Origin of the sequence: Acinetobacter sp. 1566109 (assembly GCF_000582255.1) — a bacterium.
Classification (GTDB): Bacteria; Pseudomonadota; Gammaproteobacteria; order Pseudomonadales; family Moraxellaceae; genus Acinetobacter; species Acinetobacter nosocomialis.
The window spans coordinates 1-25,551 of sequence record NZ_JEYB01000035.1 but is presented as its reverse complement, the minus strand read 5'-3'; the positions used below and the strand labels follow the sequence as shown (position 1 = coordinate 25,551).

Below are 25,551 nucleotides of genomic sequence, written 5' to 3'. Positions count from 1 at the left end.
TGGCTGAAATAAATAAAAAGATGGCTTTTCTACGTTAGTTTGCCATATAGCTATTTTATATCATGCCTCTATAAATGTGAGGAAGATGATGATGCTATATGAGCTATTTTTATTTGGACTACTTTCAGGCGTTACCACTTGGTTATTTGGTTTTGGCGGCGGTTTTGTGGCTGTACCTTTGCTTTATACAGTCATTATTCAAAAGTGGAGTAATGAAAGTAATATCGGCATACATGCCATGCAAATCGCCATTGCTACATCTGCTTTTGTCATGCTGTGCTCGGCAAGTTTTGCAGTCTTTCGGCACTATCGGTCTGGACATATAGATTGGCAAAAAATCCGTTTTTTGTGGGGTGGTATTGCACTTGGGGGAATTGTGGGTGCAGTAATGGCTTCATTATTTAATGGAAACTGGCTTCGCTGGATATTTATGGGTTATGTGTTTATAACCATTCTAGATTGTTATTACCGACCAGGCTTTATGGTGGCATCAAGACAAAAGCAAAACCATGGTCAAAACAGTGAACTGATTAAAGGCGGAATAATTGGTTGGGTTGCAGCGCTTTTAGGTGTAGGAGGAAGTGTAATGACGGTTCCTTTATTACGGCGCCGAGGTAGTTCTATGGTCGAAGCTGCGGCGATTGCAAATATTCTCACACTACCTCTGTCTTTAACTGCAACGTTTACTTACTGTGTATTGTCAATTTGGCAATCTACATGGGCACCTAGTGGATTTATCGGTTTGATCTGGTTTGAAGCCGCTTTATTCTTGGTTGCAGGGACATGGATCGGGCTATATTTTTCAGAAAAATTTATTTCAAAACTGCCTGATTTATGGCGGGCAAAGTTATATCCGCTACTTTTAATAATAGTTCTACTCGTCATGCTTTTCGTAAATTAATTTTTTATTTCAAATGTTTGAAGAATAAATTTTCTTAAATAACAAATCTCTAAATGCTCTAAAACTGCAAATTTTATGTCTTAAAGGGCTTTGAAAAAAGTTTGAAAAATAGACTTGAAATATATAGTGGCTTTGTGCCACCATATATTCATCGAAGGTCATCAGACAAAAAGAGGATGATATGGCTATCCAGCTTTTAGATGCGGCAAGAAATGAAATTCCAGTGAAATTTACGCAGTTTTCTGGTGGCGAGCGTCATGTTCAAATTGATGAGACAACCTTAGGTTCACTATCTGGCAAGGTATTGGTCCGTGCAAAGATGGCCTCAAGTCATGATGTGATGGACTATTTACTACTTGAAAATATATTGCTGACTCAAGGTTTAACCATTGACCTAGAAGTTCCGTATTTTCCATATGCACGTCAGGACCGTATTTGTGCAGTAGGCCAAGCGTTCTCGCTTGATGTGATGACGAAGCTACTCAACATTAATGCAGACAAAAAAGCGGGTAAACAAGGCAAAGTGACTGTTTGGGACTGCCATAGTGAAGTCACTACAGCCTTACTTGCTGCCAATACTTCTTTTAGCGAAGTTGTAAATGTGAGTTCAGTCGACATCATTGAAAAGAGTGAAGCGCTAAGTACATTGTTAAAAGATGAAAAAACAGTACTGATTTGCCCAGACAAAGGCGCGAAAGCACGTACAAAAATGGTTGCAGATGCTTTTAATTCTGAGCGCAAACAATCTATCACTGTTGTTCAGTGTGATAAAAAACGTGATCCAGTGACTGGCAAAATTTTGGGTACACATGTACATGCAACTGATTTATCAGGTTTAACAGCGGTCATTACCGATGACATTTGCGACGGCGGTGCAACCTTTATTGGTATTGCCAAAGAACTGCGTCGCCTCAATTGCCATAAGGTCGTTCTATACGTGACCCACGGTATTTTCAGTAAAGGAATAGAGGTTTTTGATGGATTGCTTGACCAACTATTTACCTCAGACAGTTTTCCTCAACAACCATCAGACAAAATTTCAGTAATTGCTTTTGCAGCAAAATAAAGAGAATAAAGATGACGATTAAACTTAATCCATTAAACGCTATCGATTTTTATAAAGCTGATCACAGACGTCAGTATCCAGCAGGCACAGAGTACGTGTACGCAAACTTTACGCCGCGTTCATCTCGACTTGCTAAAATGTTGCCTGACTTCGATGATAAAGTTGTGTTCTTTGGTCTTCAGGGTTTTATCAAACATTTTTTAATTGATACATGGAATGAAGGCTTTTTTAAGCAACCTAAAGACAAAGTGGTAGCTGCATATAAACGCCGTATGGATAGTTCATTAGGTGAAGGCGCAGTACCTGTTGATCACATTGAAGCGTTACACGACTTGGGATATTTACCATTACGGATTAAAGCCTTGCCAGAAGGCAGCCGCGTCAATATGCGTGTACCCGTGCTTACCGTAATTAATACCGACCCGCGTTTCTTTTGGTTAACTAACTATATTGAAACGGTGTTAAGTGCTGAGCTTTGGAAAAGCTGTACTACGGCCACAATTGCCTATGAGTACAAACGCTTATTAACGCAATATGCTGTAAAAACTGGCGCACCACTCGATTTTGTACCTGTGCAAGGACACGATTTTAGTAGCCGTGGCATGAGTGGAATTTATGATGCGGCACAATCGGGTGTGGGGCACTTAACCAGTTTTATTGGAACAGACTCGGTTGCTTCAATTGACTACGCAGAAGAATATTACAATGCAACAGGTGTGATTGGGGTTTCTGTACCAGCGACCGAACACAGTGTGATGTGTATGGGCACTGAAGACAGTGAGCTAGAAACATTTAAACGTTTAATTTGCGAGCTTTATCCGTCGGGTGTTGTCAGTATTGTGTCTGATACTTGGGACTTTTGGCGAGTCATTACCGAGTTTACGGTGGCTTTAAAATCTGAAATTCTGGCAAGACAACCTAATGCTTTAGGCTTGGCTAAATTGGTTTTCCGACCAGACTCTGGTGACCCAGTTAAAATTATTTGTGGTGACCCAGATGCAGAAGCTGGAAGCCCAGCATATAAAGGCGCGGTAGAATGTTTATGGGAAGTGTTTGGCGGTACAACAACTGACCAAGGCTATAAAATGCTTAATGAACGTGTTGGTTTAATTTATGGCGACTCGATTACCCTAGATCGTGCACAGCGTATTTTAGAAGGACTTGAAGCCAAAGGCTTTGCTTCAAACAACTTGGTGTTTGGGATCGGTAGCTTTACCTATAACTACTTAACTCGCGATACCTTTGGGTTTGCTGTGAAAGCAACTTGGGGACAAGTGAATGGTGTAGGCCGAGAGCTGTTCAAAGACCCAATTACTGACTCAGGTGTGAAAAAATCTGCGAAAGGTCTATTACGCATTGAAGAAAGTGAAAATGGTTATACCTTGTTTGATCAGCAAACAGCTGAACAAGAACAAGGCGGAGTACTAAAAACCGTCTTTGAAAATGGTAAACTTCAATATGAGTGTACTTTGGATCAAATACGTGAGCGTTTATCCATCGCATAACTGAGTTTAGATGAGCCGTTGCATGAGTATCGGCTCATCATTTTTATTGAGAGGTTGAACGTGACTATCCAAACTGAACAAGAATTCCTTGCCAGTTATGATCGCCGAGATTATGACGCACCTTTACTCACGGTCGATATGGCTATTTTCTCGGTATTTAATGGTCAGTTACAGGTATTACTCATTAAGCGACCCAACTTTCCAGCCAAAGACCAATGGGCTTTACCGGGTGGTTTTGCCGATTTAACTCATGACCAAGATTTGATGGCCACCGCATATCGTAAGCTGGTCGAAAAAACAGGGATTGCTTCACCTTACTTGGAACAAGTTGCTTCTGTGGGTAATGCAAAACGTGACCCGCGTGGCTGGGCAGTGACGATTTTGTATTTTGCTTTAATTGATTTTAATGCCTATCAACACCAAGCTTTGGCTGAATACAGTGAATGGGAAAAAGCAAAAGATTTAGCATTGGCGTTTGATCATAATGAATTGCTCAGATTAGCTTTAGAGCGTTTAACCAATAAAACCCGCTATACCGCATTGCCAGCCAGTCTCATGCCCGAGTTATTTACACTGACCGAGCTACAAACCATTTATGAAATTATTCTTGGGCAATCCTTAGATAAAAAAGCGTTTAGACGCCGTATGATAGAAGCAGGTGCAGTTGAAGAAACTAACCACAGTAAAATTGTGGGCAAACGACCAGCTCAGCTTTACCGCTATGCACTCGATTCTTTTGATTTTATATTTCCTCGTTCACTCGAATTACCTAGAAATAAAGAGGGTGAAGGCAAGCAAAACAATGAGCTTTCTGACTAGCGCATCTTGATGCACTTTGATTTATAATGCCGCGCTTATGATTGATGTCATGTTTTGATCAGCACTTTGCCTATGTCACACGTTTCTCCCTGCTTCCAGCAAAACCAGTTTTTTGTGCTGGTGGAGTACCTCACTTCACTGCATGAAATTTATCCTGTGAAACATGAGTTTGCAGGATATCCGGCTGCAATGACATTGGCAGATCGCGTACATTCAGATCATGATATTGCGCCGCTTGAAGCCAGCAAAAGCTACCCTGACTCAATCGATAAAGTCTTACACTTTTCAGGTAAGGCGCGAGACATACAAGACTTCGAGCAATTTTTAGAACAAGCTCAAACAGCCAATATTCAAAACTTGTTATTGCTTACAGGCGATAGACTCAAAGAACATCATAATGGTCGAGATGGGCAGCCTCGTAGTCGTTACTTAGAGTCGGTAAACGCCGTAATGGCTGCCAAGCAACACGACGGGTTTCGTATTGGGGTTGCTTTTAATCCATTTAAATATGTTGAAGCTGAGCGTGATGCGCAGTACTTAAAACTGCATAAGAAAATTAAAGCAGGCGCTGACTTTATCATTACTCAATTGGGCTATGACATTGAAGCTTTAAAACAAGCCAAATCATTTTTAACCAAGAACAATTATTCACAGCAAATACTGGCTTGTGTCATGCCACTGACTTTGGGCCGAGCCAATTTTATGGTGAAGCATAAAGTCGCGGGTATTGTAATCACCGCGCACATGCTAAAAGTTTTGGCAGACGAAAAACAGGCAGGGCATACAGACCGAGTTTATTTGCGCTGTGCTTTGCAAATTTTGATATGTAAACATTTGGGATTTTCAGGTATTCATTTATCTGCTTGTCATAAGCCTGAAGAACAAATGCTGCTTGAAAGCTACGTCGAGCAATACAGACATCTGGAGCTTAACGTTTTAGAAGAGCTTTGGAATTCACTTTGGCAAGTCACTACAGGCAAAGAGTTTTCGCCTGAAATTGCTCGGTTTTCGCGTCAGCCAACGTCTAAACAATTAATTAAATATCGCCAGCTACATGTTATGCATGAAGCAATGTTTGGATCAAAAATTGCTAAAGGTATTGGACGGTTTATTTTTAAAGCGTCTTTTTGGGATAACACTTTAGTTGCTAAAGTATTACTTAAAACAGAAGTACTGAGTAAACATAGCCTAGTCGGTTGTGAAAGCTGTGGTCAGTGCCGTTTAGGTGACACTTTATATATTTGCCCTGAAACATGTCCAAAAGGTTTAGCCAACGGGCCTTGTGGTGGTACAACTTTAGACCGCTGCGAATTTGGTGATCGCGAATGTATTCATTCAGTCAAAGCGAGAATTGCAAAAGCGGTTGAACAAACTGAAATATTAAAAGAGAAATTGATTCCAACAGTGCCTCTTGAAACGAGAGGAACCAGTTCTTGGAAAAATTGGTATTTAGGGGCTGAGGCTTAAGATTTAAAACCATACTTGATTCAGTTAAAGTATGCTCAACGGAATTTTACTGACTTAAATTAATGCAAAATCAAAATGATCCAATAAATAATATAGAACAATTAGATGTCGAGGATGAGCAAAAGCAGGAAAACTCTGTGCTTAATTCTGTAAATCCTGATCCAGTTGAAGTAACAGATTTAATTGTAGAAATCGGAAAAGATATAGTTGATTTTGCATCATCTATTTTTGATAACATCGATATCAATTTTTGACTTTAGAGCTAGTCAATAGTGGGTTTTTTTGTGTTATAAAAAGATTTCCCATAATAAGGAGATTGAAGTGGAACTTACGCAAATTAAGGCAACAATAGATAGAGAATATGATTTCTTTGTAAATTCACACGACTTTAAGCTGTGTCAGCATGATAAAGAAAAACAAGCTAGATTTTTGGGCCATGCATTAACAATACTGAAATATCCTCATACAAACATCATTATTTTAGGTGGTGGCCGATATAAAGTTGTAGGTCATCATGATTTAAATGTTGATATAGATCTATTCCAAGCTCCATCTTTCGTGTCAAAGCAAGCATTTAATACTTGGTTGACTAATATCCTATTCCAACATTTATATTCTTAAAGTATATTGGAAATACATATTTTAATTTGTATTATCAATATCAAATACTGCGCTGTAAGTTTTTTGTTATTATGGCCCGTTTCTTTTTGAAGCGGGTTTTTTTAATTTCGTATTTATGTATATATATTAGATGAAAGTATATATTATTTTTATCAACTAGCTTATTGTTTACTTCATCAAAACTAGAAGCACATCTACTAACACTCGTACTTTAAGAAGTTATAGTCAATCCGCTAAAAATTCTTGTTATTGTATTTCTGGAATATATTCTGTTGGACCGAGAGGTGGACATTCAAAGATGGGACTTTTGATCCTCTTATATTGTTAATAGAAAGGCTAAACCGTTCATTGGCTTACAATAAATTAAATTAAAATATGAAGAGCTATTATTCAAAAAATATTCCGTTTGAAAGGTTGTTATTAAAGTTTATCATTTAATCAAAGGTTGGAGTTTAAAACCTAAAATAAAGATCCATTAGTTGATGAAGGAGATATTTTTAAAAAAATGAAAAATTTAACTATAGGATTATTTCTAATTATTTCATTATTTGGTTGTGGAAATTCTACAGCTAAACATCAAGACAAATTCTTAGCGCATATTCATGAAAATACACCAAATCCTTACAAGGAATGTATGGTCACATATATTAAAGACCATTGGGATGAGGTTTGGAAAACTTATAATACTGAAAAAACTAGGGAGGCTCTTGGTGAAACAGATATAGTTAATTTTATGATTGAAAAATATCTATCTGAATGCAAAAAATAATACATTAAGGCTTAAGCGATAAAAACGTGGCCAATTTACTCGATATTAGCTTTACTACATTAAGGACTCATCTGAACAATTCTATGAGAAAAATCGGCTGCAATAATCGCACTGAAATGGCGTTGCTCATTCGACATTAAAGTTTAAGCAATCCTCAATTTTGAGGATGCGAATGAATGAGCAATTTGTACTAAGTTCCTAAAATTACAACTTAAATGGATTCTAAGTTACTATGTTAAATACAAATGAAAAAAATAATTGGATCGAATCACAGGGTTTATCAAACGCTTCAGTAGATATCATTACTAAACTGATTCATGAAAGAAAAGTATCTTGTGAAGAGCTTGTGCATCATTACTTCGATAATATTGAAAAACAGCAATCCTTAAATGCTTTTATTAGCACAGATAAAGCTTCAGCAATTCAGCAAGCTCAATATTGGGATGAATACCAACTGAGTGGAAAACCATGTCCAGCTTTGATGGGTATTTTAATTGCGGTTAAAGATAATATTCATGTTGCAGGTTTTCCAAATAGTGCAGGTACGCCAGCTTTAGCTCAATTTAGACCTCAAACTTCTGCACCCGTTATTCAAAAACTCATTGATCAAGGTGCAATCATTGTTGGTAAAGCCAATATGCACGAATTAGCCTTTGGGGTAACAGGTTATAATACTGCCATGCATATAGAGGGCGTTGTGGGTACACGAAATGCAGTAAACCCGTCACATATTGCTGGTGGGTCTTCTTCGGGTAGTGCGGTAGCTGTTGCGGCGGGTATGGTTCCGATTGCTATGGGTACAGACACAGGTGCTTCTATTCGACTGCCAAGTGCCTTAAATGGCTGTGTCGGCTTTCGTCCTACGGTAGGGCGATATTCACAAGAAGGTATTACCCCGATTTCACATACTCGAGATACTGCTGGACCTATTGCACATACCGTATCTGACATTATCTTAGTTGATGAACTCATCACTCAAGAGCCAAAGAAAGAACCATTAGAGCCTCATCAAATTCGACTCGGTATCAATTCATATTTTTGGAATCATTTAGATGAAGACGTTCATGAACAGGCTCATATTGCGCTTGAGCTTTTAAAAAGTGCAGGAGTCGAAATTATTTCCGTTGATATGCCAAATTTAGAACAACTCAATCAAGCTATTTCATTTCCTGTGGCTATCTATGAAGGCAAGTATGACCTGATTCAATATTTGAAAGATCATCATGTAAATTTGACCATAGAGGCTGTAGTCGATCAGATCTCAAGCCCAGATGTACAGGCAATTTTTAAACTGAATATTCTTCCTGAGTTAACTTTAGATCAGACTGGTCAATTTGTTCCTGTTTTACCTTTGTATGAAAAAGCGATTAGTGAAGCTCGTCCACAATTGCTTGAACTCTACCAAAACACATTTAAAGCGCATAATTTACATGCTTTATTATTTCCGACATCACCGATTATTGCACCACTAGCAAACGAAGAAGTCTATTCAATTGAAACTTTCCAGACACTCATGCGAAATACAGACCCCGGCAGTAATATTGGAATACCGGGCCTGAGTTTACCTATTGGAAAGGGCGCGAAATCAAAACTGCCAATCGGATTTGAAATAGATGCCTTAGCTCATCAAGATAGTGAATTGCTTGCGATTGGAATAACTTTAGAAGAAATTTTTAAGGTTTTAAATCAATAGACAAAACCTCTTAAATCACTATTTTTAAAGCTTTGTTTGTCTTTTAATAATAGGTCTAAATTTATTTTAAGACTGTTTTTTATCCAAAAAATTATAAGCCATTTTACTTGTTATAATGGCTTATTTATTAAGCAATCATTGCTTGTTAGATTTAATATTTTGTCAGTTTGTTGTTGTTAATTTTATAAAATATAATATTTATAAATCATATATATTCTATTTTTATAAGTATAACAATTTTTATTGTTAACTCATTTTTAAATTACATATTATTTTAATTAATAATACTTAAATATTACACAATAAAATTTATTCTTAATATTTCTGCAATATATTGCTTTTATTAAAAGAGTTTTATTGAAGCTTAAATAAAAAGTAAAGTGTTTATTAACAATAGCTTGTATTGAATTTTTAGATGGATTTATTACGAGAAATCTACACTAGTTCGAATTACATAATTTTTAAACATAGTTTATATAATATGCTTTATTGACATAAATAGAAAAAATATATGGCAAAGAAGTCAATGATATTTAATTAACTTCAGAACCATAATTTGCACCAAATTTTACGCTGTCACGATTCATTGAATAAAACCAAGTGAAAAGTTACGTAAAAAAGAAACCAATAATTTTATTGGCTTAAATAAAAAATCGAATATTACAAATAAGCGGAATGAATATGGATAACGTAGCTCAGCTAGAAACTGATACTAATTTCCAAAGTCGAAAGAAAATAACTTGGGGTGTTTTTAGTGTCCTGCTGTTATTTTTAGTTGCCGGTATCGTATATTATTTTTTGGTATATCGATTCTATCAATCTACTGATAATGCTTATGTGCAAGCCGATGTGACTTGGGTTATGCCAAAGATTTCAGGCGAAGTGATGGAGTTATTAATTAACGATAATCAGGTGGTAAAAAAAGGGGAAACTTTAGCGGTATTAGACCATCGTGACTATCAAGCTCGTTATGACCAAGCCCGTTCTGTGGTCAGCTTAAAAGAAGCCGCACTGGGCGTACAACAACAAAATGAAAAGTCTGCCAAGTCTTCAATTACTGAAGCAAATAGTGGTGTAGTGGCAGCACAAGCCGACCTATCTCGTTTGAAAAAAGAGTTCGAGCGTTATCAAGACTTGTTAAAAGATGGCGTGATTACCCGACAAAATTTTGAAGGAATCCAGTCTCAATATTTAACAGCTCAAGCACAGCTCAGCAAAGCGCAAGCCGCCGTACATGCAGCAGAAGCTCAGTTGGGGAGCTTACAAGCCAGTCGAGCGCAGCTTTTGGCAGATATTCAAAGTGCCAATGCGAATTTAAACCTGTATCAGGTTGATTTAGCTTCATCAAAAGTGGTCAGTCCTGTTTCGGGCAAGATCGGTAGCCTTGGAATTCAAAAAGGTTCACGCGTTTCTCCACAAACCCGCTTAATGGCGATCATTCCTTAAAATAGTTTGTATGTACAAGCGAACTTCAAAGAAACCCAAATTGAAAAAATGCATATCGGTCAAAAAGTGAAGTTAAAACTTGATGCCTATCCGAGCCTCACCTATACCGGAAAAATTGAGAGTTTTTCACCAGCTTCAGGCGCAACTTTTTCACTCATGCCACCAGACAATGCCACAGGCAACTTTAACAAGGTTGTACAGCGTATTCCTGTACGTATTGCCATAGATTCAAGCCCGCATATTGATTTGATTAAACCTGGAATGTCGGTGAGTGCCACCGTTGACCTAAGAACTTAATAAAAAAATTTTAGGTAATAAGAAAATGAATAAGCATGTTGAAGCCGAGTGGAGGTTTCCTGCAAAAACTGCATGGGCAATTTTTGCTGCCATGATTTTTGGCAACTTCATGGCGATTCTTGATATTCAGATTGTGGCGAGTTCTCTAAACGAAGTTCAAGCTGGTATGAGCGCAAGTCGATATGAAGTCACTTGGGTACAAACGGTTTATTTAATTGCCGAAATTATTGCAATTCCCATGTCGAGTATTGTCTCGCGGGTGCTTTCAACACGGGTGTATTACACCATGTGTGCAATTGGTTTTACGGTGAGTTCTTTACTTTGTGCTTTGTCGTGGAACTTGGAAAGTTTACTGGTATTCCGTGGCATTCAAGGTTTTATGGGCGGCGGAATGATTCCAACTTCCATGACGGCCTTGTACCTACTTTTCCCTGAAGCAAAACGTTCATTGCCATTGGTGATGTTTGGCATGATCAGTACTTTAGGGCCTGCGATTGGCCCAACCATTGGCGGTTGGCTCACCAATAATTTCTCATGGCACTGGATGTTCCTGATCAATATTATTCCGGGCATTATCATTGCTACTGTCATTTACTCAGGCCCAAATATTGACCGTGCCAATTATTCACTCATCAAAAGCATGGACTGGCTCAGTCTGGTCGGTATGGCGATGTTTTTGGGTGGGCTTGAATATTTCCTCGATGAAGGCGCACGACATGACTGGCTTGCCGACACAGGCGTTCGTATTGCTTTTATGATCTGCGTTGTAGGCGGCATGATTTTCTTTTCTAGAAGTTTTACCCAGCCTAAGCCTTTGCTCGATTTATCAGTATTTAAAAACAAAAACTTTACTTTAAGTGCCATCACAACGTTTGTGATTGGCATGGCGCTGTATGGCTTGGGTTACATGATTCCTGTGTTTCTTGGGCAAGTCCGTGAAATGAACAGTAGCCAGATTGGTCACGTCATGATGGTGACAGGCATTGTCATGTTCTGTTTTGCGCCTTTCCTTGCGTGGCTTATTCCTAACTTCGATACCCGCAAAACCGTATTTGTTGGAATGGTTCTGGCTGGCTTTGGTGTATGGCTCAATTCGCACCTCAGCATTCATAGCGATTATGACTTTATGTTTTGGCCGCAAATTTACCGCGGTATTGGTCTTATGATTTGCCTGATTGTGGTGTCACATTTGGCTATGAGCACTTTGTCACTCAGTAAAGTGGCCGATGCCAGCGGTATTTATAACCTCATGCGTAATATCGGTGGTGCGGTTGGACTGGCACTGATTAACTCATCTTTAGACTGGCTGACCGCAATGCACGTCACCCAGATTAATCAGTCGATGACACCGCAAAACTGGATATTTACAGAACGACTCGACCAACTCACGGCGCAATATCAGGAAGTCGGCGCAAATGCTCAGCAAATCGCGCTCAGTGTGATTTACCGCGACATTCACTTTCAAGCACTAACATCGAGTTTCAACGATTTATTACGCATGCTCGCAATCATCATGTTTGTGACCGCCTTTTTAACCATCTTTATGGATAGGGGGAAGAAAATGAATATGTAAGGTTTTAGCAGTAGAGGGCAGCTTTTAAAGAATGAAAAACAATAGGGCATATCAAAACGTATCCCTTCATAGAAAAAGAACATTTATACGAGTTTCTAATATCGCCGTATGAGCGAGTGGAACTCAAAGATCTGAATGTGGGAGATTAAAGTATTATGATTAATACAACATATAAACTGATTTCAAAATTGAACCTGAAAAATGCAACTTATGGGCAATATTTTGAAAAAGAGCAAATTGATACTGATCGACTAAAAGTGATGTATTCCATTTACGAACAGTATTATGAAAATACCAGATTTTCTATTTTTGTAGATGATTTTGAAAATAAAAGCGGTGCGATTTTAATTTTTGACTCTGAAACAGACGAAATAGTCGGTTTCTCGACGGTTGTTGTGCAGCACTTTTATTTAAATGGTAAAGACTACACCGTACTCTTTAGCGGTGATACGGTTATTTTGAAGAAGTTCTGGGGCACGCGTAGCTTACAAAGCACTATGCTTAAACTCATGATTAAGCTCCGAATCAAATATCCTTTTAACGAACTTTATTGGCTTCTCATTTCTAAAGGCTATAAGACCTATCTCTTACTTGCCAATAACTATTATGTCTATTACCCAAACATTAAAGATGAAAACCAACACCTTTCGGAAGTGGTTGAGCATTACTGTGAAAAATTCTTTGGTGAATACTATGACCGTGAAGCGGGCTTGCTCAACTTTGGTGATGACTATCAGCCACTAAAAGGTGAAGTTGCACCGATTACTGCCGAAATGAGAGAAAAGAACCCAAATATTCATTTCTTTGAGCAGAAAAATCCCACTTGGAAAGCCGGTACAGAACTGCCGTGTATTGGTCGTCTTGGCTGGAAAGATATTGCCCGTTTCCCTGTAAAGCTGATGACTAAACCGACCAGTAAAGGAAAGTTTGAAGCCCGCGTAACTCATAAAACAAAACGTAGAGAGGCTATCCAATGAAATCTAATGAATGGCTGACTCTCGGCTCGCATCTTATTTTAAAAAAATGGTGTGATGCATCTGACCGTAATTTCCAAAAGCAGTTTAATGCCCTAGAGACCACGCAACGTCAAATTTTGCATTCGATTTTGCAGACCTCGACCTTTGCCAAAGATAAAAAGGTTCAAAATTATGAGCAGTTTGTAAAAGCATTTCCTGCCACTCGCTATAGCGCTTGGCGAGAAGACATTCAGCGTTACCGTGAACAAAAGCTTTCACTCTCGAGCAGTAAATTGGTTCGTTTCCAGCCGACCAGTGGTTCGAGTGAGCAAATCAAGTTTATTCCATACACCAAGCTGTTTTTAGATGAACTTGACCATGCGATTGCGCCGTGGATGGCAAGTTTATACCGTAAATGCCCAGGGCTTAGTTCGGGTACACATTACTGGTCAGTGTCATGGTTGCCTGAAAGTCAGCGTGAAGTTTTAAAAGACAAAAATCTAAATGATGACAGTGCGCTACTTGGCGTAGGTAAACGTATATTGTCTAAGTTTACCCAAGCGGTTCCAAGTAACGTTGCTTTTGCAGCCAATGCAGACGATGCACTGTTTGCCACCATTTGTTATTTAGTCGCAAACCGTAACTTAGCCATGATTTCGGTGTGGAGTCCAACGTTTGCGCTGCAATTGCTTGAGCGTTTGGAGTCACTGCAACAAGATGTCATTGAAGTGCTTAACAGTGGTAAATGGGGCAATCGTCAGTCTTCACTAAAAGAAGTGACTGCACCGCATAGCCCTGAAAGTGCTCAAGCCTTAATTGCAAGTTCAAACGGCGCACAGATCGACTTTAAAAAGCTCTGGCCAAAGTTAAGTCTAGTTTCGAGTTGGGATACCGCAGGTTCAAAAGCTTGGGCGGAAAAATTAAAAGAGAAACTGCCCAGTGTTCAGTTTGAAGGCAAAGGCTTATGGGCAACCGAAGGTGTAGTGACCATTCCCTATAACGACCAATACCCACTCGCATACCAAAGCCATTTCTATGAATTTGAATATTTAGAAGGTGAGAAACAAGGCCAAATCGTTCCTTCATGGCAACTTAAACAAGGTGATGTGGTCAGCCCTCTGATTACTTCGGGGAATGGCTTATTGCGTTACTGTCTGGATGACTGTTTAAAAGTGACTGGCTTTATAGAGCAAATTCCGTGTTTTGAGTTCCAAGGCCGCCGCTTTGGTGTAGATCTGGTCGGTGAAAAACTAGCACCTGAAACCGCTCAACAGTTGTTGTCTCAGTTAAACGAAACCGAATCGAAAGCGATTTCTTTACTGGCGATTGATACCCAACAACAGGTTAAACCATTTTATTGCGTGCTTTTTGAAGGCGATATTCATCACAGCATTAACAATGAATATATCGACAGTATCTTACGTCAAAACTTCCACTATGAACTTGCACGAAACTTGGGGCAGCTCGACCAGCCTCAAATTCGCCAAGCCAATAATGGTTGGAATGCGTATAAGCAACTGGTCATGTTTGATGGCATTATCGAAGGCAATATCAAGCCTGAGCCACTTAAGAAAGTCACCCTTAATAGTTTGGAACAACTATGAAAGGGATGAAGTCATTTAATACTCGTTTTTTAACACTTCGACACGCCTTATATTTAGGCGTGTTGATTGTGTCGAATACACAGGCCATGACTTTAGACGAGGCGTTGTCTGCCAGTTTAAGACATGAAAGTCAGCTTGAAGTCAGCCGTTTAAGTGTAAACCAGTCTACCGCTATGCTTGAACAGGCTAAACAGCGTGATGGACTTAAAGTCAATTTAGTCGGGCAACTAGACTATGAACGAATAGATACGCCGCCAAAAGTTATGTTTCCAACCGAAGGAAACCGTAAAGGACGAAGTTTGCAGTTACAGGCAGATTATCCGATTTATACCTCTGGGCGGCATCGTTTGGGTGTAGATATTGCCGAGAGTCAGCTTTCTGCTCAACACCAAGGCTTGTCAGATCAACGATCGGAAACCATTTTAAATACAGTCATGGTCTATACCGACGTATTAAAGAAAAAAGCCATTTTAGAACTTAGACAAAAGACCATGGCGAACCTGCAACGGTCTTTATATGAGTCAAAGCGCCGTTTTGATGTCGGTATGATTACCCGTGCAGATTTGGCTCAGGTTTTAGCGCAAGTCGCCCAAGGCCAAGCCGATATTACACAGGCGCAGTCTAACTTGACTGTAAGTGAAGCACAGTTTTATCAAGTAACTGGTACAACACCTGACAACCTTGTTGCGATTAAACAATTGCCTGCTATACCAAATGGGCTAGATGAAATTTTGGCGCAAACCAAGAATCATCCGGCTTTAATGCGCGCTAAATATGAAATGCAAGCTGCAGAGAAACAATACGCTTTAACTAAACGGGAACTCTGGCCAACGGTTATGCTGACCAGTCGTGCCGGAAAGCAAGATGAAGCGAGTTATATTGGTTCTGAAAGTAATAACTATATGGTCGGGTTACAGCTCAATGTACCGCTCTATGACGATGGTTTAAATCGCGCCAATGTTAAAAAGCGCAGGCCGATATTGATTTGGCTCACCAGAAAATACGAAGTCTTGAACTGGACTTAAATAAGCGTACCCGTACCACCTATGCACAGCTTCAAACCATCCGACAAAATAAAGACGCATTGGCAAATGCCATAGAGGCAGCGTCTATTGCTTTTGTCTATACACGTAAAGAGTTTGATGTGGGCACCAAAACTACCTTTGATTTGCTCAATACCGAGCAGAAACTACTCGATGCCCAAACCCAAAAAACCGTAAATGACCAAGACGAAGTAGTATTTGTCTATCAGCTACTCGACCAAATGGGACGTTTAAACAGTTTGGTTCCTATGCAGACCGCACAACAGGTGAATAATGAATAAAACAAATACACCCCTTGCGAATAACACTCTCATTACCCGTGAAGCGACTTTGGCAGATGACGAAGCTTTGCGAGAGTTAATTGCGGTGCCCATGACCACCAAAGGTATACAAATTAGCTTTCAGCGTGAACCGAGTTATTTTAAGGCGTCCGACATTGTCTATCGGCATAAACTGCATGTTGTAATTGAAGATACCGAAAGCCAAAAGAAAGTGGCTTGTTATAGCAATGGCTATCGTCCTTGTTATGTCGACCGAAACATACAGAACTTACGCTACGCGGGCGACTTACGGGTAGACCATAGCTATCGGGGTAAATCACTGGTGAAGGTGTTAGGTAAGCATGTAAAAGATACCATGCACGCACCTAACTTTAGCCAAATGATTATTTTTGATGATAATCATGCCGCACGTGCCGCTATACAAACGGGCAAAACGGGAATGCCCGATTATTATGATGAAGGGCTTATAGAAACATTAAGCCTGACGAGCACTGGCGCAAAAAGAAAAATCACGGCTTTTTTAAAACAGGCTGCTAAACAGAGTCATCTTCAAGAGATCCGTAGCTGTGCTGCCGAAGCTAAACATGTGGAAACCATGAACCAGTTTATTCGTGACATGGCAGAGTTTTACAACTTTATACCTGCCTATAACTTTGAAGAGCTTGCCCAAGGTCATCAGTATTTTTCAGGGATGAAACTTTCGGACTTTTCACTTTACTTTAAGGGTGAAAAACTGGTGGGTATGTTTGGACTATGGGATCAGCATAGTATTAAGCAAACCAAGATTCTAAATTATAGTTCGGCCATAGCTGTGCTTAGACCCATTTATAACTTATTGACGCCAATAACTAAGGGCATGCGTTTGCCTAAACTTGGCGACTCTATTCAGTATCATGTACTGCATACGCTTATGTGCCATCCCGAAGATTTGGCTTTGCATCATAAAATGCTTGAAGATGCCTATAACAAGTCAAAACAGCAGGGTGTTGGCGTGGTGAGTTTTACGCTTTCCCATAAAGACCCGCGTTATCAGTTAAACCAGTTTTATAAAGGTGAGCGTTTAACGGGTATGCATGGCTTTATTAGTTTTGAAGGCGACCCACGACCAAATTTTGATAAAAACCTGATTCCATATTTAGAGGTTGGGCGTATTTAATTTAAAGCCTGAGATGATACTTTTAATGAAGCCCACGAAAGTGGGTTTTGTCATTTTTAACATGAACAATGAGATTGATAATTAGTTGATAAAAAGAAATATAGCAATAACTTATAATATAATTATTTAATTTTTAATGGAAAAATATTTGGATTTTTACGAGTGATTAGTCACTAAACCTACATATAGGGCAACTACTATACAAATCAAAATTTAAGAACATGGTAGTTAAGTGATGAAAAAAAGTTTATTGGGCGGCCTTATTCTGTCTTTGTGTACGACTCAAGCTTTTGCATTAAATATTTTATTGGTTAATGATGACGGTCTAACCAGCAATATCAAAGCACTCTATGATGAATTAAAAGCAAATGGTCATAACGTGCTTGTGTCTGTGCCGTGTTCACCACAAAGTGGTCGTGGTGGTGCAATTGTCATGTACAGTTCAACAACGATTAACGCAGATAATGATAAGCAAATTACGGCTGAAAACGGTTGTCACAATGGTGCAGCACCGATTGGCGCACCTGCTGCTGGAACCTTTACCAAAGCGGGCTATACCAATGGCGACTGGAATTACACGCATGGTACACCAGTCATGGCAACCGTTTATGGACTAGACGTGGTTGCACCAAAGCATTGGGGTAAAGCACCTGACTTAGTTTTATCTGGCCCAAATGAAGGCCAAAATGTCGGAAAAGTCGTTGTACACTCTGGCACCATTGGCAATGTACAGTTTTCAGCAGGCCGTGGCATTCCATCTATTGCATTAAGCGCCGATACAAACACGGTAGACGACAAAACTTTAAACAACCCTAACTCTGCGATTGTGGCAAAGCAAACCGTAGTGTTATTAAAAGAATTACAAGCTAAGGCAGGCAAGGGCCAGTTGTTGCCAAAAGGCATTACCCTCAATGTGAATTTCCCTAAAAATTTAACAACCAGTACGCCTTTTGCTTTTTCAAAAATTGGGACGTATGACTTATATAAATTGAAGTTCCAAGTGACCAAAGATAGTAAAGGCAACAACCAATTTGGTTTAGGAATAGACGCGGCACCATCGGCACCAACTGCCGCTCAAATGTCGGATGAAAGCGTGGTAATGCAAAGTAAAATTGCGGTGACTGCAATGCAAGTGGCTTATGACCAACGACCAGCAGGTCAAGAATGGCTTAAAATCCGTTTAAAAAGCTTATTTAACAAGTAAGGAGAAAGACCATGAAACGTTGTTTATTGGTTTTACTCCTTGGGCTTGGATTGGCGGCTTGTAATGACAATGATCATGATGACCAAGTCTCGACTGAAAAACCTGCCTTAGCGCCGAGTTTAGACGTCGGCACTTATATTATTAGTACCGAAACTGATGAAGAGTTACCTATGGCGGGTAAATACTATTCTGGCGCAGATGGAACTAAATTATTGGTTTTAGATGATGATGAAAACCGTGCCAAGATTGTGATGAGCTACGATGCCAAAAATAAGACTTGGAAGAGCAACCAGTCTAATCAAGCGATGACAGTTGAATTAGCACATTATGAAAAAATTGCTGATCAAAAACTTTTGCTTAATCAATTGGTCGGTACCTACGATTTATCATTTCCAGATGGAATGACGGTAAATGCCGAGGTGAATGCACAAGGTAAAATTGTCTCGAAAGACCCGAATTGTGTGTTTACAGGTGTGATTACTGAAAGTGCATTAGCCAATACCGCAAACTATCAACTTACTGATAATAAGTGTGATGCGCTAAAAAATAACTCGAAAGGTTATGTTGTGGTAGATGAAGACCTAGAACCTATGATTTTTAGACTTGTATCTGACACGATTGCATCAAAAGATATTTGGGCTTTTGCACAATCTTAAAAATAAAAAGGCAACGGATTTATTTCGTTGTCTTTTATCTCAACTTATCTTGCGCCGTTGAAACAATCAACATGGTTTGAAGGTAATAATCGACACGTGATTGATTACTTTCTTTATATGAGTTGTGCGCATTAAAGGCTGCATCATGAAGTTTCACGACTCGAGCAATTGGATTCAAACCACAACGAATCAAATATTCTTCGCGTGTTTCAGTTTCTCGTTTAGTTAATGCATCAACGGCATCGCGGACTTCTTTTCCAAATAAACTTTCGATTTTGTCTAGGGTAAGAGGTGTATCTTCTACACTATCGTGTAGAAGGGCTGTAATAATATAGACTTCCGAAAATCGGTGCTCAATTAATGAATTGACCACACCTTTAATATGGTAATCAAAGTAATCATGAGGACCATACTTTTGACCTTGATGCGATTCTTTTGACAATTTCTCTGCTAATTCAACTTTATTTTGAGTCATTTTTTACTCTTATTACTTTAAGTATATGACACGGCCTAATGGGCGAGATGGGTAGCTTAAGTCATAATTTTATACTGAATAAGCTATTTTGTTGTGAATACTCTCGTTTGTTTGGTGAATCTACACAATGTAATATTCAACATATGAAAACGGATAAATAAATTATTGCTATCTATAAATATGAGATGCGCAAAAATTTGCTCACTTTTGTCTAAAATAAATCAAATTGAGCAAATATATTCACAAAAACTTATTTTTATAGTATTTTTGAGAAAATAATTGCTCATTTGTACTAATGAAAAAATTAACGATACAAGCTTTACTAAATAAAAACTGGATAGATATAGCAGAGCTAAAACTGCTGGAACCTAAGTTGGGTTCGGCTAGTGCCAGTGAACTAGAGTATGAGTTGAATTATGCCATTCAATATTTAGACAGACGAGATGAGCACGCCTGTAGTTTATCACTTCCTGTACAAATTCTTATCAAACATGAATCGAACACATGGTTTGGCTTTTTAGATGATATTGTTCCATCTGGCGCTGCACGCCGTTATTGGGTGAATTATCTAGATTTACAACGCTTAACCTATGCGGAACAAGAAAGTATTCTATTAGAAAAAGGTGGGATGGCACCTGTTGGTAATTTACGAATTAAAGAAGCATTACCTCCACTAAACCCAGAGTCAACCTTGCACTTACGTTATTTTAGTAAGGAAGATGTGGCTGAGCGTAATATTGATTTTCTGGAATATGCTCAACAAATGGGAGCTATTAGTGGTGGTGCAACTGGTGCTGGCGGGGAAGCTCCCAAATTACTTATTCGTGTTTCACCGGAACAAAAAGTCTGGATTGACACCTACCAAGAAAAATTTGATCAGCCAGATCAGCATTATTTAGTTAAATTCCCGCGAAATAAACGTAGCGAGATTGATTGTGACATTCTGAGAGCTGAATATTATTATTATCAGATACTCAATGAATTAGGTTTCAACACAATTGAAACAACCCAAATGAAGCTCATTGAAGGTACAAAATATCCGTCATTGTGGCTTCCAAGATTCGATACAGAATGGTGTGATCAATATTGGCACCGCTATGGTCTAGAGTCTGTGTATTCTGTACTAAATAAGTCTTCTGGTAGTCATCTTAATCATTTCGAAGTCATTGAAGATCTATGTAGATTACTCACAAGCATTGACTCAGATTTTGATGTATCACAATTTGTTTGTGAGTGGTTACAACGCGACTTACTCAATATCATTTTTGGCAATTCAGATAACCACGGTCGGAATACATCGTTTATAAAAAAATCTGGAAAAATTTATCTTTCGCCTATTTATGACTTTGCACCTATGAAAGCCGATCCGGAAGTTGTGACCAGATCGACAACTTGGGGAAGTCCGTATGAGGAAGGAGGTGAATACCGGTGGGCGCAAATTACACAAAAACTTGCTCCTTGGTGCGATCCCGATTTATCTCTAGCAACATTAAGGACTTTGGCGAATAACCTGCTTGGCTTAAAGCAACGATTAGTTGATAAAGGTGTACCAAAACAAATTATTGAAATGCCAGCGCTGTCATTTGATTACATAGAAGCTAAATTGAAAAGATGGGAACTGCTATGAATGTAAAAAATCAAACCCAAGACCGTCAGCAGATTCTTATAGATTTATATAAACAATATTTGTTGAGTGAGATTACATTGGGGCAACTGCTATCGTATTTACGCAAAAATGTGTTGGGTTTGTCGCAAGAACAATATGCTAATTTGGTGGGTATAAGCCGTCGGACTTTAACGGACATTGAGCAGGATAAAGGTAAACTCACTCAGTCTGTGTTAGATAAAGTGTTTAAGCCACTTGGTTTAAAAGCAGGGCTTGTACCTACGCATGAACATATTGTTAGCAAAATTATAAAGCCAAACGAGTAAGTAACTACTTAACCGTTCACAAGCGTACGCTTGTGAACACCAAAATGATAATTTTTGAACCAATCTAATATATAAATTTTTGCAACTTTAAAATTTAACTTAATGATATAAAAGCAGATTGTAAATATTACTTAAGAATATCCTTAATTATGTAATTAAATGAAAAATAATAATTATTTAAATAATTTCTAGCCAATTTCACATTGACACTTCAAATATTGGAGATTAACATTTGGCTTCTGGCCTACATTGCCAGGCAGTTTTGACAGACTGCTATAGGACCGCATCGGGATTATTCCTTCCGAGGAATAGTTTTGTGTGTACTTCTCGTTCCCTCCCGTAGCGGTAGGACGGGAGAGGGACACTTTATGTGTGCTGGAGTCCTACCAGTCTGTCAACCCGCTTCCGTTCTGCCACCATAAATCTTATGCTTTGGCAGAACTCCAAATAAAAAGGAGTTGGCTTTGCACCATTATTTCATGGCAGCCCTTGCCATAAGTTATAACAACACAGCTTAGAACATTTAACGCAGCTTGATCGCCGTAAGGCTTTTTCAGGCTTTAGCTCGTTATTACTTAAAACTTTCATCAACAATTAAAACTTGAGATGTGCTGGGCACAGTCTTTATGGCTTTGCTATGCCTTTTTTTCACCTTTAGAAAAGTGGAAGGCTTTTATATCTCATTTATATACAACAAAAATTTAATTTATAACGGTAAAAATATGCCAAATTTAGTTCTCCCAACACGTGCATTAAAAGTCGTCAATAAATCAATTGAACTGTTCCATTACAACGGGTTTCATATCGTGGGCGTCGACAGACTTGTGAAAGAGTCAGAAATACCAAAAATGACGTTTTATAACTACTTTCAATCTAAAGAACGCTTTATTGAAATCTGCTTGATCGTGCAAAAAGAACGACTTCAAGAAAAAGTAGTCACCATGCTCGAATACGACCACGACACAAGCGCAGCCGATAAACTCAAAAAGCTCTATGATTTACACGCAGACATAGACGGGCTGTATTACCTACTATTTAAAGCCATTTTTGAAACGAAAAATAACTACCCAAACGCCTATACAACCGCCGTGAGATATAGAACATGGCTCACCAACGAAATATATAGGCAGCTTAGATCACTTAACCCCGATGCTTCCTTTACCGATGCCAAACTATTTTTATATATGATCGAAGGCGCCGTCATTCAGCGTTTAAGCTCGGATGAAGTTGATGAGAGAGTGCTTGAGCTATTTTTATTACAGTTTAGATAATTTATTTCATCTAAATAACTTTGAGAAGAAAAATGATTACTCAATCTTTTTAAGAAAAGACCACTTGAATTTATTTGTATTAGACAAGTATGAAAATGATGTTGTTGAGCTTCATAGCTACTAGGGATTATTAGATTGAATTTAAGCAATAGCTGTACACACGTACTATATCAGTTTTTCCAAGCGTGTAAAGAAGTTTTTGGAAATTTATTATTAAATTTCAATGTAGTACAAAGATTTAGTATTTTAAGCTTTAGCGTGGGCAGGCTAAAAATTTTGAGACTAAAAGGCGATTTAGAAAAAGAAATCTGTATAGCAGCCAGTAGCCATAATACGGCTCGTAAATTTAGAATTTAGTAAGGTAGCTCGGCTCACTAGGGTAAATATAAAAGTGTAATTACATTTTGTAGAAAGCTGCCAGAACTATTGTGGCTAAGATTAGAAATAGGGTTAGCCAGTTTAAGTCTTTAAGAGTGGCACGGCTTGGTAAGTTGCTTGAGCAACAGATACCAAGTTAAAAATTTACTGTAGTAAAGAATAAACGGCGTAGCAGTAATGTAGAGTAGCCAGAGTCATATATATGGTAGGTTTTTAGATATTCTATTTAACATAATATACATTATACGAAGTATCGTATAAGTAAGCCTTTGATACTATTAAGCTTTTAGCTCTGGCGCTTTCTTTTCTTCAACCTGTAATGGTCGTCCGTCACCAGTTGTTATCTAGTGAACTTATAACTGATCGAGATGATCTTCAATTTATTTACCCACCAGATACAACTGATATTTGTGGTAATACCATTTAAAATATAAAACTATGAAGCATAAAAAAAGGGCTGTAATACAGCCCTTTTTTCTTCATTTAAAAATGAATGACAGTACGAATTGATTTACCTTCATGCATTAAATCAAAAGCAGTATTAATGTCTTGTAAAGGCATGGTATGAGTAACAAAAGGTTCGAGTTGAATATCACCTTTCATAGCATCTTCGACCATTTTAGGAAGTTGTGAGCGCCCTTTCACACCACCAAATGCTGTACCCAACCATTTACGGCCAGTAACTAACTGGAACGGACGAGTTGAAATTTCTTGGCCTGCACCCGCTACACCAATAATGACAGATTGTCCCCAACCACGATGTGCACACTCTAGAGCTGAGCGCATAACATTGACGTTTCCAATACATTCAAATGAATGATCTACGCCCCAGCCTGTCATTTCTACAATGACTTGCTGAATAGGTTGGTCATAATCTTTAGGATTTAAGAAATCTGTAGCGCCAAACTGTTTTGCCAGCTCAAATTTATCTGGATTTGTATCTACGACAATAATGCGCCCTGCTTTTGCTTGACGTGCTCCTTGTACAACGGCTAAACCGATACCACCTAAGCCAAATACAGCAACAGAGTCGCCCTCTTGTACTTTCGCTGTGTTATGCACGGCACCAATACCTGTAGTTACCCCACAACCTAATAAACATACTTGCTCGTGATTCGCCTCAGGATTAATCTTAGCTAAAGATACTTCGGCTACTACCGTATATTCACTAAAGGTTGAACAGCCCATGTAGTGGTAAATTGGTTCGCCATTATATGAAAAACGTGTAGTACCATCTGGCATAACGCCTTTACCTTGAGTTGCACGTACAGCAACACAAAGATTGGTTTTTCCAGATTTACAAAATAAGCATTCTTTACATTCTGCCGTATAAAGCGGAATAACGTGATCACCCGGCTGAACGCTTGTTACCCCCTCACCAACTTCAACTACTACCCCCGCGCCTTCATGACCTAAGATTGCCGGGAAAACACCTTCCGGATCATCACCAGATAAGGTAAATGCATCGGTATGACATACTCCAGTATGGGTAATCTTGATTAAAACCTCTCCCGCTTTGGGTGGTGCAACATCAATTTCAACAATTTCTAAAGGTTTTCCTGGAGCAAAGGCGACAGCTGCACGAGATTTCATCTTTGGGTTTCCTTTATATCATTCGGTATTTATAGTCGAGCAAAATAGATAATGTAATGCTAATACAAGAGCTTAATTTTGCTTAAATTAAAATTGGCTTTCATAGCAATCCATTACAGCATAGCCAGTCACATACGTCTAAGCAAGCCTACATTTAAAAAACGAGAAAACCCCTTACTTGAAGAGGTTTCTTATCAAATCATTATCTTGTAACCAGCTTATTTTTACTTATAGGTAAATATCCGGTGGGTATGGCGTGTTATCACTAATAGGTGTATAAAGCGTATTTTTAACAAAGAAGCCATTTGGAGCTTGAGTAGTATCGATTGTAATCGAGTCAAACATAACTTGTGGATATGCCCAGATAAATTGCTTCATAAGCCCTAGAGATACATTATTTTGCATATCTCCAAAAATACGTTGCCAGATAGGTGTTCGATATGGTTTGTTTTTGTCGAATCCATAGATATAAGCAATAGATGCATCTGGTACAAACCCTGATAAATAAGCAACTTTACTGGCAGGATAGCCTAAATCTTGAGTTGGTATTTGTGAAACAGCTTGATGGGCTAAATCTAATTTCGCTTCTAAAAGCCAATCATAGGCTTCAGTCATAATGTAATCAAAATGAGGGTATGAATAATGCTCACTTGGATAATTAATATAAGTTGCTAGGGTTTGTATTGGTGAGCGAATAGATGGGAAAAAGATTAATGGGCACACTTGGGCATTTGCATATTTTGCTTTAATTGCTGTTCTAATATCTTGGCAGGTCTGCCCTAACTTATTTCTTAACCATGTTTTAAATTCATCATACGGCGTTCCTGTTTTATTCATCGCCTCAT

General features: G+C 38.6%; 20 protein-coding genes and 5 pseudogenes. 22 read left to right on the top strand and 3 right to left on the bottom strand.

What is annotated here, in order from left to right:
* Nucleotides 1-91: 91 nt before the first annotated feature.
* The 18 genes and pseudogenes from J582_RS18070 (at nt 92) to J582_RS18000 (ending at nt 19,057) form a co-directional block, all read left to right on the top strand.
* Nucleotides 92-901 carry a sulfite exporter TauE/SafE family protein gene (locus tag J582_RS18070; protein ID WP_050049512.1) on the top strand — a complete coding sequence of 270 codons (810 nt, stop codon included), beginning with the start codon at nt 92-94 and terminating at the stop codon, nt 899-901.
* 181 nt (nt 902-1,082) lie between these two features.
* Nucleotides 1,083-1,967, top strand: a complete 885-nt coding sequence (locus J582_RS18065) for a phosphoribosyltransferase family protein (RefSeq protein ID WP_032048334.1) — start codon at nt 1,083-1,085, stop codon at nt 1,965-1,967.
* A gap of 11 nt (nt 1,968-1,978) precedes the next feature.
* Nucleotides 1,979-3,472, top strand: coding sequence for a nicotinate phosphoribosyltransferase (locus J582_RS18060; RefSeq protein WP_032048333.1), 1,494 nt, complete (start codon nt 1,979-1,981; stop codon nt 3,470-3,472).
* A gap of 60 nt (nt 3,473-3,532) precedes the next feature.
* Complete coding sequence (locus tag J582_RS18055; protein WP_032048331.1) at nt 3,533-4,291, top strand: NUDIX domain-containing protein; 759 nt, start codon at nt 3,533-3,535, stop codon at nt 4,289-4,291.
* A 72-nt stretch (nt 4,292-4,363) separates the two neighbouring features.
* The gene (locus tag J582_RS18050) at nt 4,364-5,758 is read left to right on the top strand and encodes a methylenetetrahydrofolate reductase C-terminal domain-containing protein (RefSeq protein ID WP_032048330.1); all 1,395 of its coding nucleotides are present in this window, start codon (nt 4,364-4,366) and stop codon (nt 5,756-5,758) included.
* Nucleotides 5,759-5,820: 62 nt separating this feature from the next.
* Complete coding sequence (locus tag J582_RS18045; RefSeq protein ID WP_032048329.1) at nt 5,821-6,012, top strand: hypothetical protein; 192 nt, start codon at nt 5,821-5,823, stop codon at nt 6,010-6,012.
* A 67-nt stretch (nt 6,013-6,079) separates the two neighbouring features.
* On the top strand, nt 6,080-6,379 hold the full coding sequence (locus J582_RS18040; RefSeq protein WP_032048328.1) for a hypothetical protein: 300 nt from the start codon (nt 6,080-6,082) through the stop codon (nt 6,377-6,379).
* Nucleotides 6,380-6,884: 505 nt separating this feature from the next.
* On the top strand, nt 6,885-7,148 hold the full coding sequence (locus J582_RS18035; RefSeq protein ID WP_032048327.1) for a hypothetical protein: 264 nt from the start codon (nt 6,885-6,887) through the stop codon (nt 7,146-7,148).
* Nucleotides 7,149-7,156: 8 nt separating this feature from the next.
* Nucleotides 7,157-7,288 (top strand): annotated as a pseudogene (locus tag J582_RS26150) (LuxR C-terminal-related transcriptional regulator); the annotation flags it as partial.
* Nucleotides 7,289-7,380: 92 nt separating this feature from the next.
* A complete protein-coding gene (gene iaaH, locus J582_RS18030) occupies nt 7,381-8,841 on the top strand; it encodes an indoleacetamide hydrolase (protein ID WP_032048326.1) in 1,461 nt (486 codons plus the stop codon).
* A gap of 681 nt (nt 8,842-9,522) precedes the next feature.
* A pseudogene (locus tag J582_RS0104950) lies at nt 9,523-10,584 on the top strand (HlyD family secretion protein).
* 25 nt (nt 10,585-10,609) lie between these two features.
* Nucleotides 10,610-12,157, top strand: a complete 1,548-nt coding sequence (locus J582_RS18025) for a DHA2 family efflux MFS transporter permease subunit (protein WP_032048324.1) — start codon at nt 10,610-10,612, stop codon at nt 12,155-12,157.
* A 188-nt stretch (nt 12,158-12,345) separates the two neighbouring features.
* Nucleotides 12,346-13,134, top strand: a complete 789-nt coding sequence (locus J582_RS18020) for a hypothetical protein (RefSeq protein ID WP_170318192.1) — start codon at nt 12,346-12,348, stop codon at nt 13,132-13,134.
* Complete coding sequence (locus tag J582_RS18015; protein ID WP_032048323.1) at nt 13,131-14,717, top strand: GH3 family domain-containing protein; 1,587 nt, start codon at nt 13,131-13,133, stop codon at nt 14,715-14,717. The genes J582_RS18020 and J582_RS18015 overlap by 4 nt, the downstream gene beginning before the upstream one ends.
* A pseudogene (locus tag J582_RS0104945) lies at nt 14,714-16,041 on the top strand (TolC family protein). The gene J582_RS18015 and the pseudogene J582_RS0104945 overlap by 4 nt, the downstream one beginning before the upstream one ends.
* Complete coding sequence (locus J582_RS18010; RefSeq protein WP_032048321.1) at nt 16,034-17,197, top strand: hypothetical protein; 1,164 nt, start codon at nt 16,034-16,036, stop codon at nt 17,195-17,197. Before J582_RS0104945 ends, J582_RS18010 begins: the two are co-directional and overlap by 8 nt.
* A gap of 232 nt (nt 17,198-17,429) precedes the next feature.
* Entirely contained in the window at nt 17,430-18,401 is a 972-nt protein-coding gene (surE, locus tag J582_RS18005; RefSeq protein ID WP_080961328.1) for a 5'/3'-nucleotidase SurE, read from the top strand.
* Nucleotides 18,402-18,412: 11 nt separating this feature from the next.
* Nucleotides 18,413-19,057 carry a hypothetical protein gene (locus J582_RS18000; protein ID WP_032048318.1) on the top strand — a complete coding sequence of 215 codons (645 nt, stop codon included), beginning with the start codon at nt 18,413-18,415 and terminating at the stop codon, nt 19,055-19,057.
* A gap of 34 nt (nt 19,058-19,091) precedes the next feature.
* On the opposite strand, the gene J582_RS17995 is transcribed toward J582_RS18000, so the two are convergent.
* A complete protein-coding gene (locus J582_RS17995) occupies nt 19,092-19,532 on the bottom strand; it encodes an HD domain-containing protein (protein ID WP_032048317.1) in 441 nt (146 codons plus the stop codon).
* Nucleotides 19,533-19,827: 295 nt separating this feature from the next.
* Here J582_RS17995 and J582_RS17990 point away from each other — a divergent pair, with 295 nt between their 5' ends.
* From J582_RS17990 to J582_RS26145, 4 genes and pseudogenes are all read left to right on the top strand, one after another.
* A complete protein-coding gene (locus J582_RS17990) occupies nt 19,828-21,159 on the top strand; it encodes a type II toxin-antitoxin system HipA family toxin (RefSeq protein WP_032048316.1) in 1,332 nt (443 codons plus the stop codon).
* Nucleotides 21,156-21,464, top strand: a complete 309-nt coding sequence (locus J582_RS17985; RefSeq protein ID WP_001101310.1) for a helix-turn-helix domain-containing protein — start codon at nt 21,156-21,158, stop codon at nt 21,462-21,464. Before J582_RS17990 ends, J582_RS17985 begins: the two co-directional genes overlap by 4 nt.
* Nucleotides 21,465-22,186: 722 nt before the next feature.
* Nucleotides 22,187-22,735 carry a TetR/AcrR family transcriptional regulator gene (locus J582_RS17980; protein WP_032048315.1) on the top strand — a complete coding sequence of 183 codons (549 nt, stop codon included), beginning with the start codon at nt 22,187-22,189 and terminating at the stop codon, nt 22,733-22,735.
* Nucleotides 22,736-23,447: 712 nt separating this feature from the next.
* A pseudogene (locus tag J582_RS26145) lies at nt 23,448-23,540 on the top strand (DUF4882 family protein); the annotation flags it as partial.
* 56 nt (nt 23,541-23,596) lie between these two features.
* Here J582_RS26145 and J582_RS17975 read toward each other — a convergent pair.
* Both J582_RS17975 and J582_RS17970 read right to left on the bottom strand, forming a co-directional pair.
* Entirely contained in the window at nt 23,597-24,706 is a 1,110-nt protein-coding gene (locus J582_RS17975; protein ID WP_004708766.1) for an S-(hydroxymethyl)glutathione dehydrogenase/class III alcohol dehydrogenase, read from the bottom strand.
* 228 nt (nt 24,707-24,934) lie between these two features.
* Nucleotides 24,935-25,551: pseudogene (locus tag J582_RS17970) on the bottom strand (phage capsid protein); the annotation flags it as partial.

Bases quoted from the DNA above. Each gene is read 5' to 3' on its own strand.
- J582_RS18070 (WP_050049512.1), top strand. From the start codon at position 92: ATGCTATATGAGCTATTTTTATTTGGACTACTTTCAGGCGTTACCACT.
- J582_RS18065 (WP_032048334.1), top strand. From the start codon at position 1,083: ATGGCTATCCAGCTTTTAGATGCGGCAAGAAATGAAATTCCAGTGAAA.
- J582_RS18060 (WP_032048333.1), top strand. From the start codon at position 1,979: ATGACGATTAAACTTAATCCATTAAACGCTATCGATTTTTATAAAGCT.
- J582_RS18050 (WP_032048330.1), top strand. From the start codon at position 4,364: ATGTCACACGTTTCTCCCTGCTTCCAGCAAAACCAGTTTTTTGTGCTG.
- J582_RS18045 (WP_032048329.1), top strand. From the start codon at position 5,821: ATGCAAAATCAAAATGATCCAATAAATAATATAGAACAATTAGATGTC.
- J582_RS18035 (WP_032048327.1), top strand. From the start codon at position 6,885: ATGAAAAATTTAACTATAGGATTATTTCTAATTATTTCATTATTTGGT.
- iaaH (WP_032048326.1), top strand. From the start codon at position 7,381: ATGTTAAATACAAATGAAAAAAATAATTGGATCGAATCACAGGGTTTA.
- J582_RS18025 (WP_032048324.1), top strand. From the start codon at position 10,610: ATGAATAAGCATGTTGAAGCCGAGTGGAGGTTTCCTGCAAAAACTGCA.
- J582_RS18015 (WP_032048323.1), top strand. From the start codon at position 13,131: ATGAAATCTAATGAATGGCTGACTCTCGGCTCGCATCTTATTTTAAAA.
- J582_RS18010 (WP_032048321.1), top strand. From the start codon at position 16,034: ATGAATAAAACAAATACACCCCTTGCGAATAACACTCTCATTACCCGT.
- J582_RS18000 (WP_032048318.1), top strand. From the start codon at position 18,413: ATGAAACGTTGTTTATTGGTTTTACTCCTTGGGCTTGGATTGGCGGCT.
- J582_RS17995 (WP_032048317.1), bottom strand. From the start codon at position 19,532: ATGACTCAAAATAAAGTTGAATTAGCAGAGAAATTGTCAAAAGAATCG.
- J582_RS17990 (WP_032048316.1), top strand. From the start codon at position 19,828: ATGAAAAAATTAACGATACAAGCTTTACTAAATAAAAACTGGATAGAT.
- J582_RS17985 (WP_001101310.1), top strand. From the start codon at position 21,156: ATGAATGTAAAAAATCAAACCCAAGACCGTCAGCAGATTCTTATAGAT.
- J582_RS17980 (WP_032048315.1), top strand. From the start codon at position 22,187: ATGCCAAATTTAGTTCTCCCAACACGTGCATTAAAAGTCGTCAATAAA.
- J582_RS17975 (WP_004708766.1), bottom strand. From the start codon at position 24,706: ATGAAATCTCGTGCAGCTGTCGCCTTTGCTCCAGGAAAACCTTTAGAA.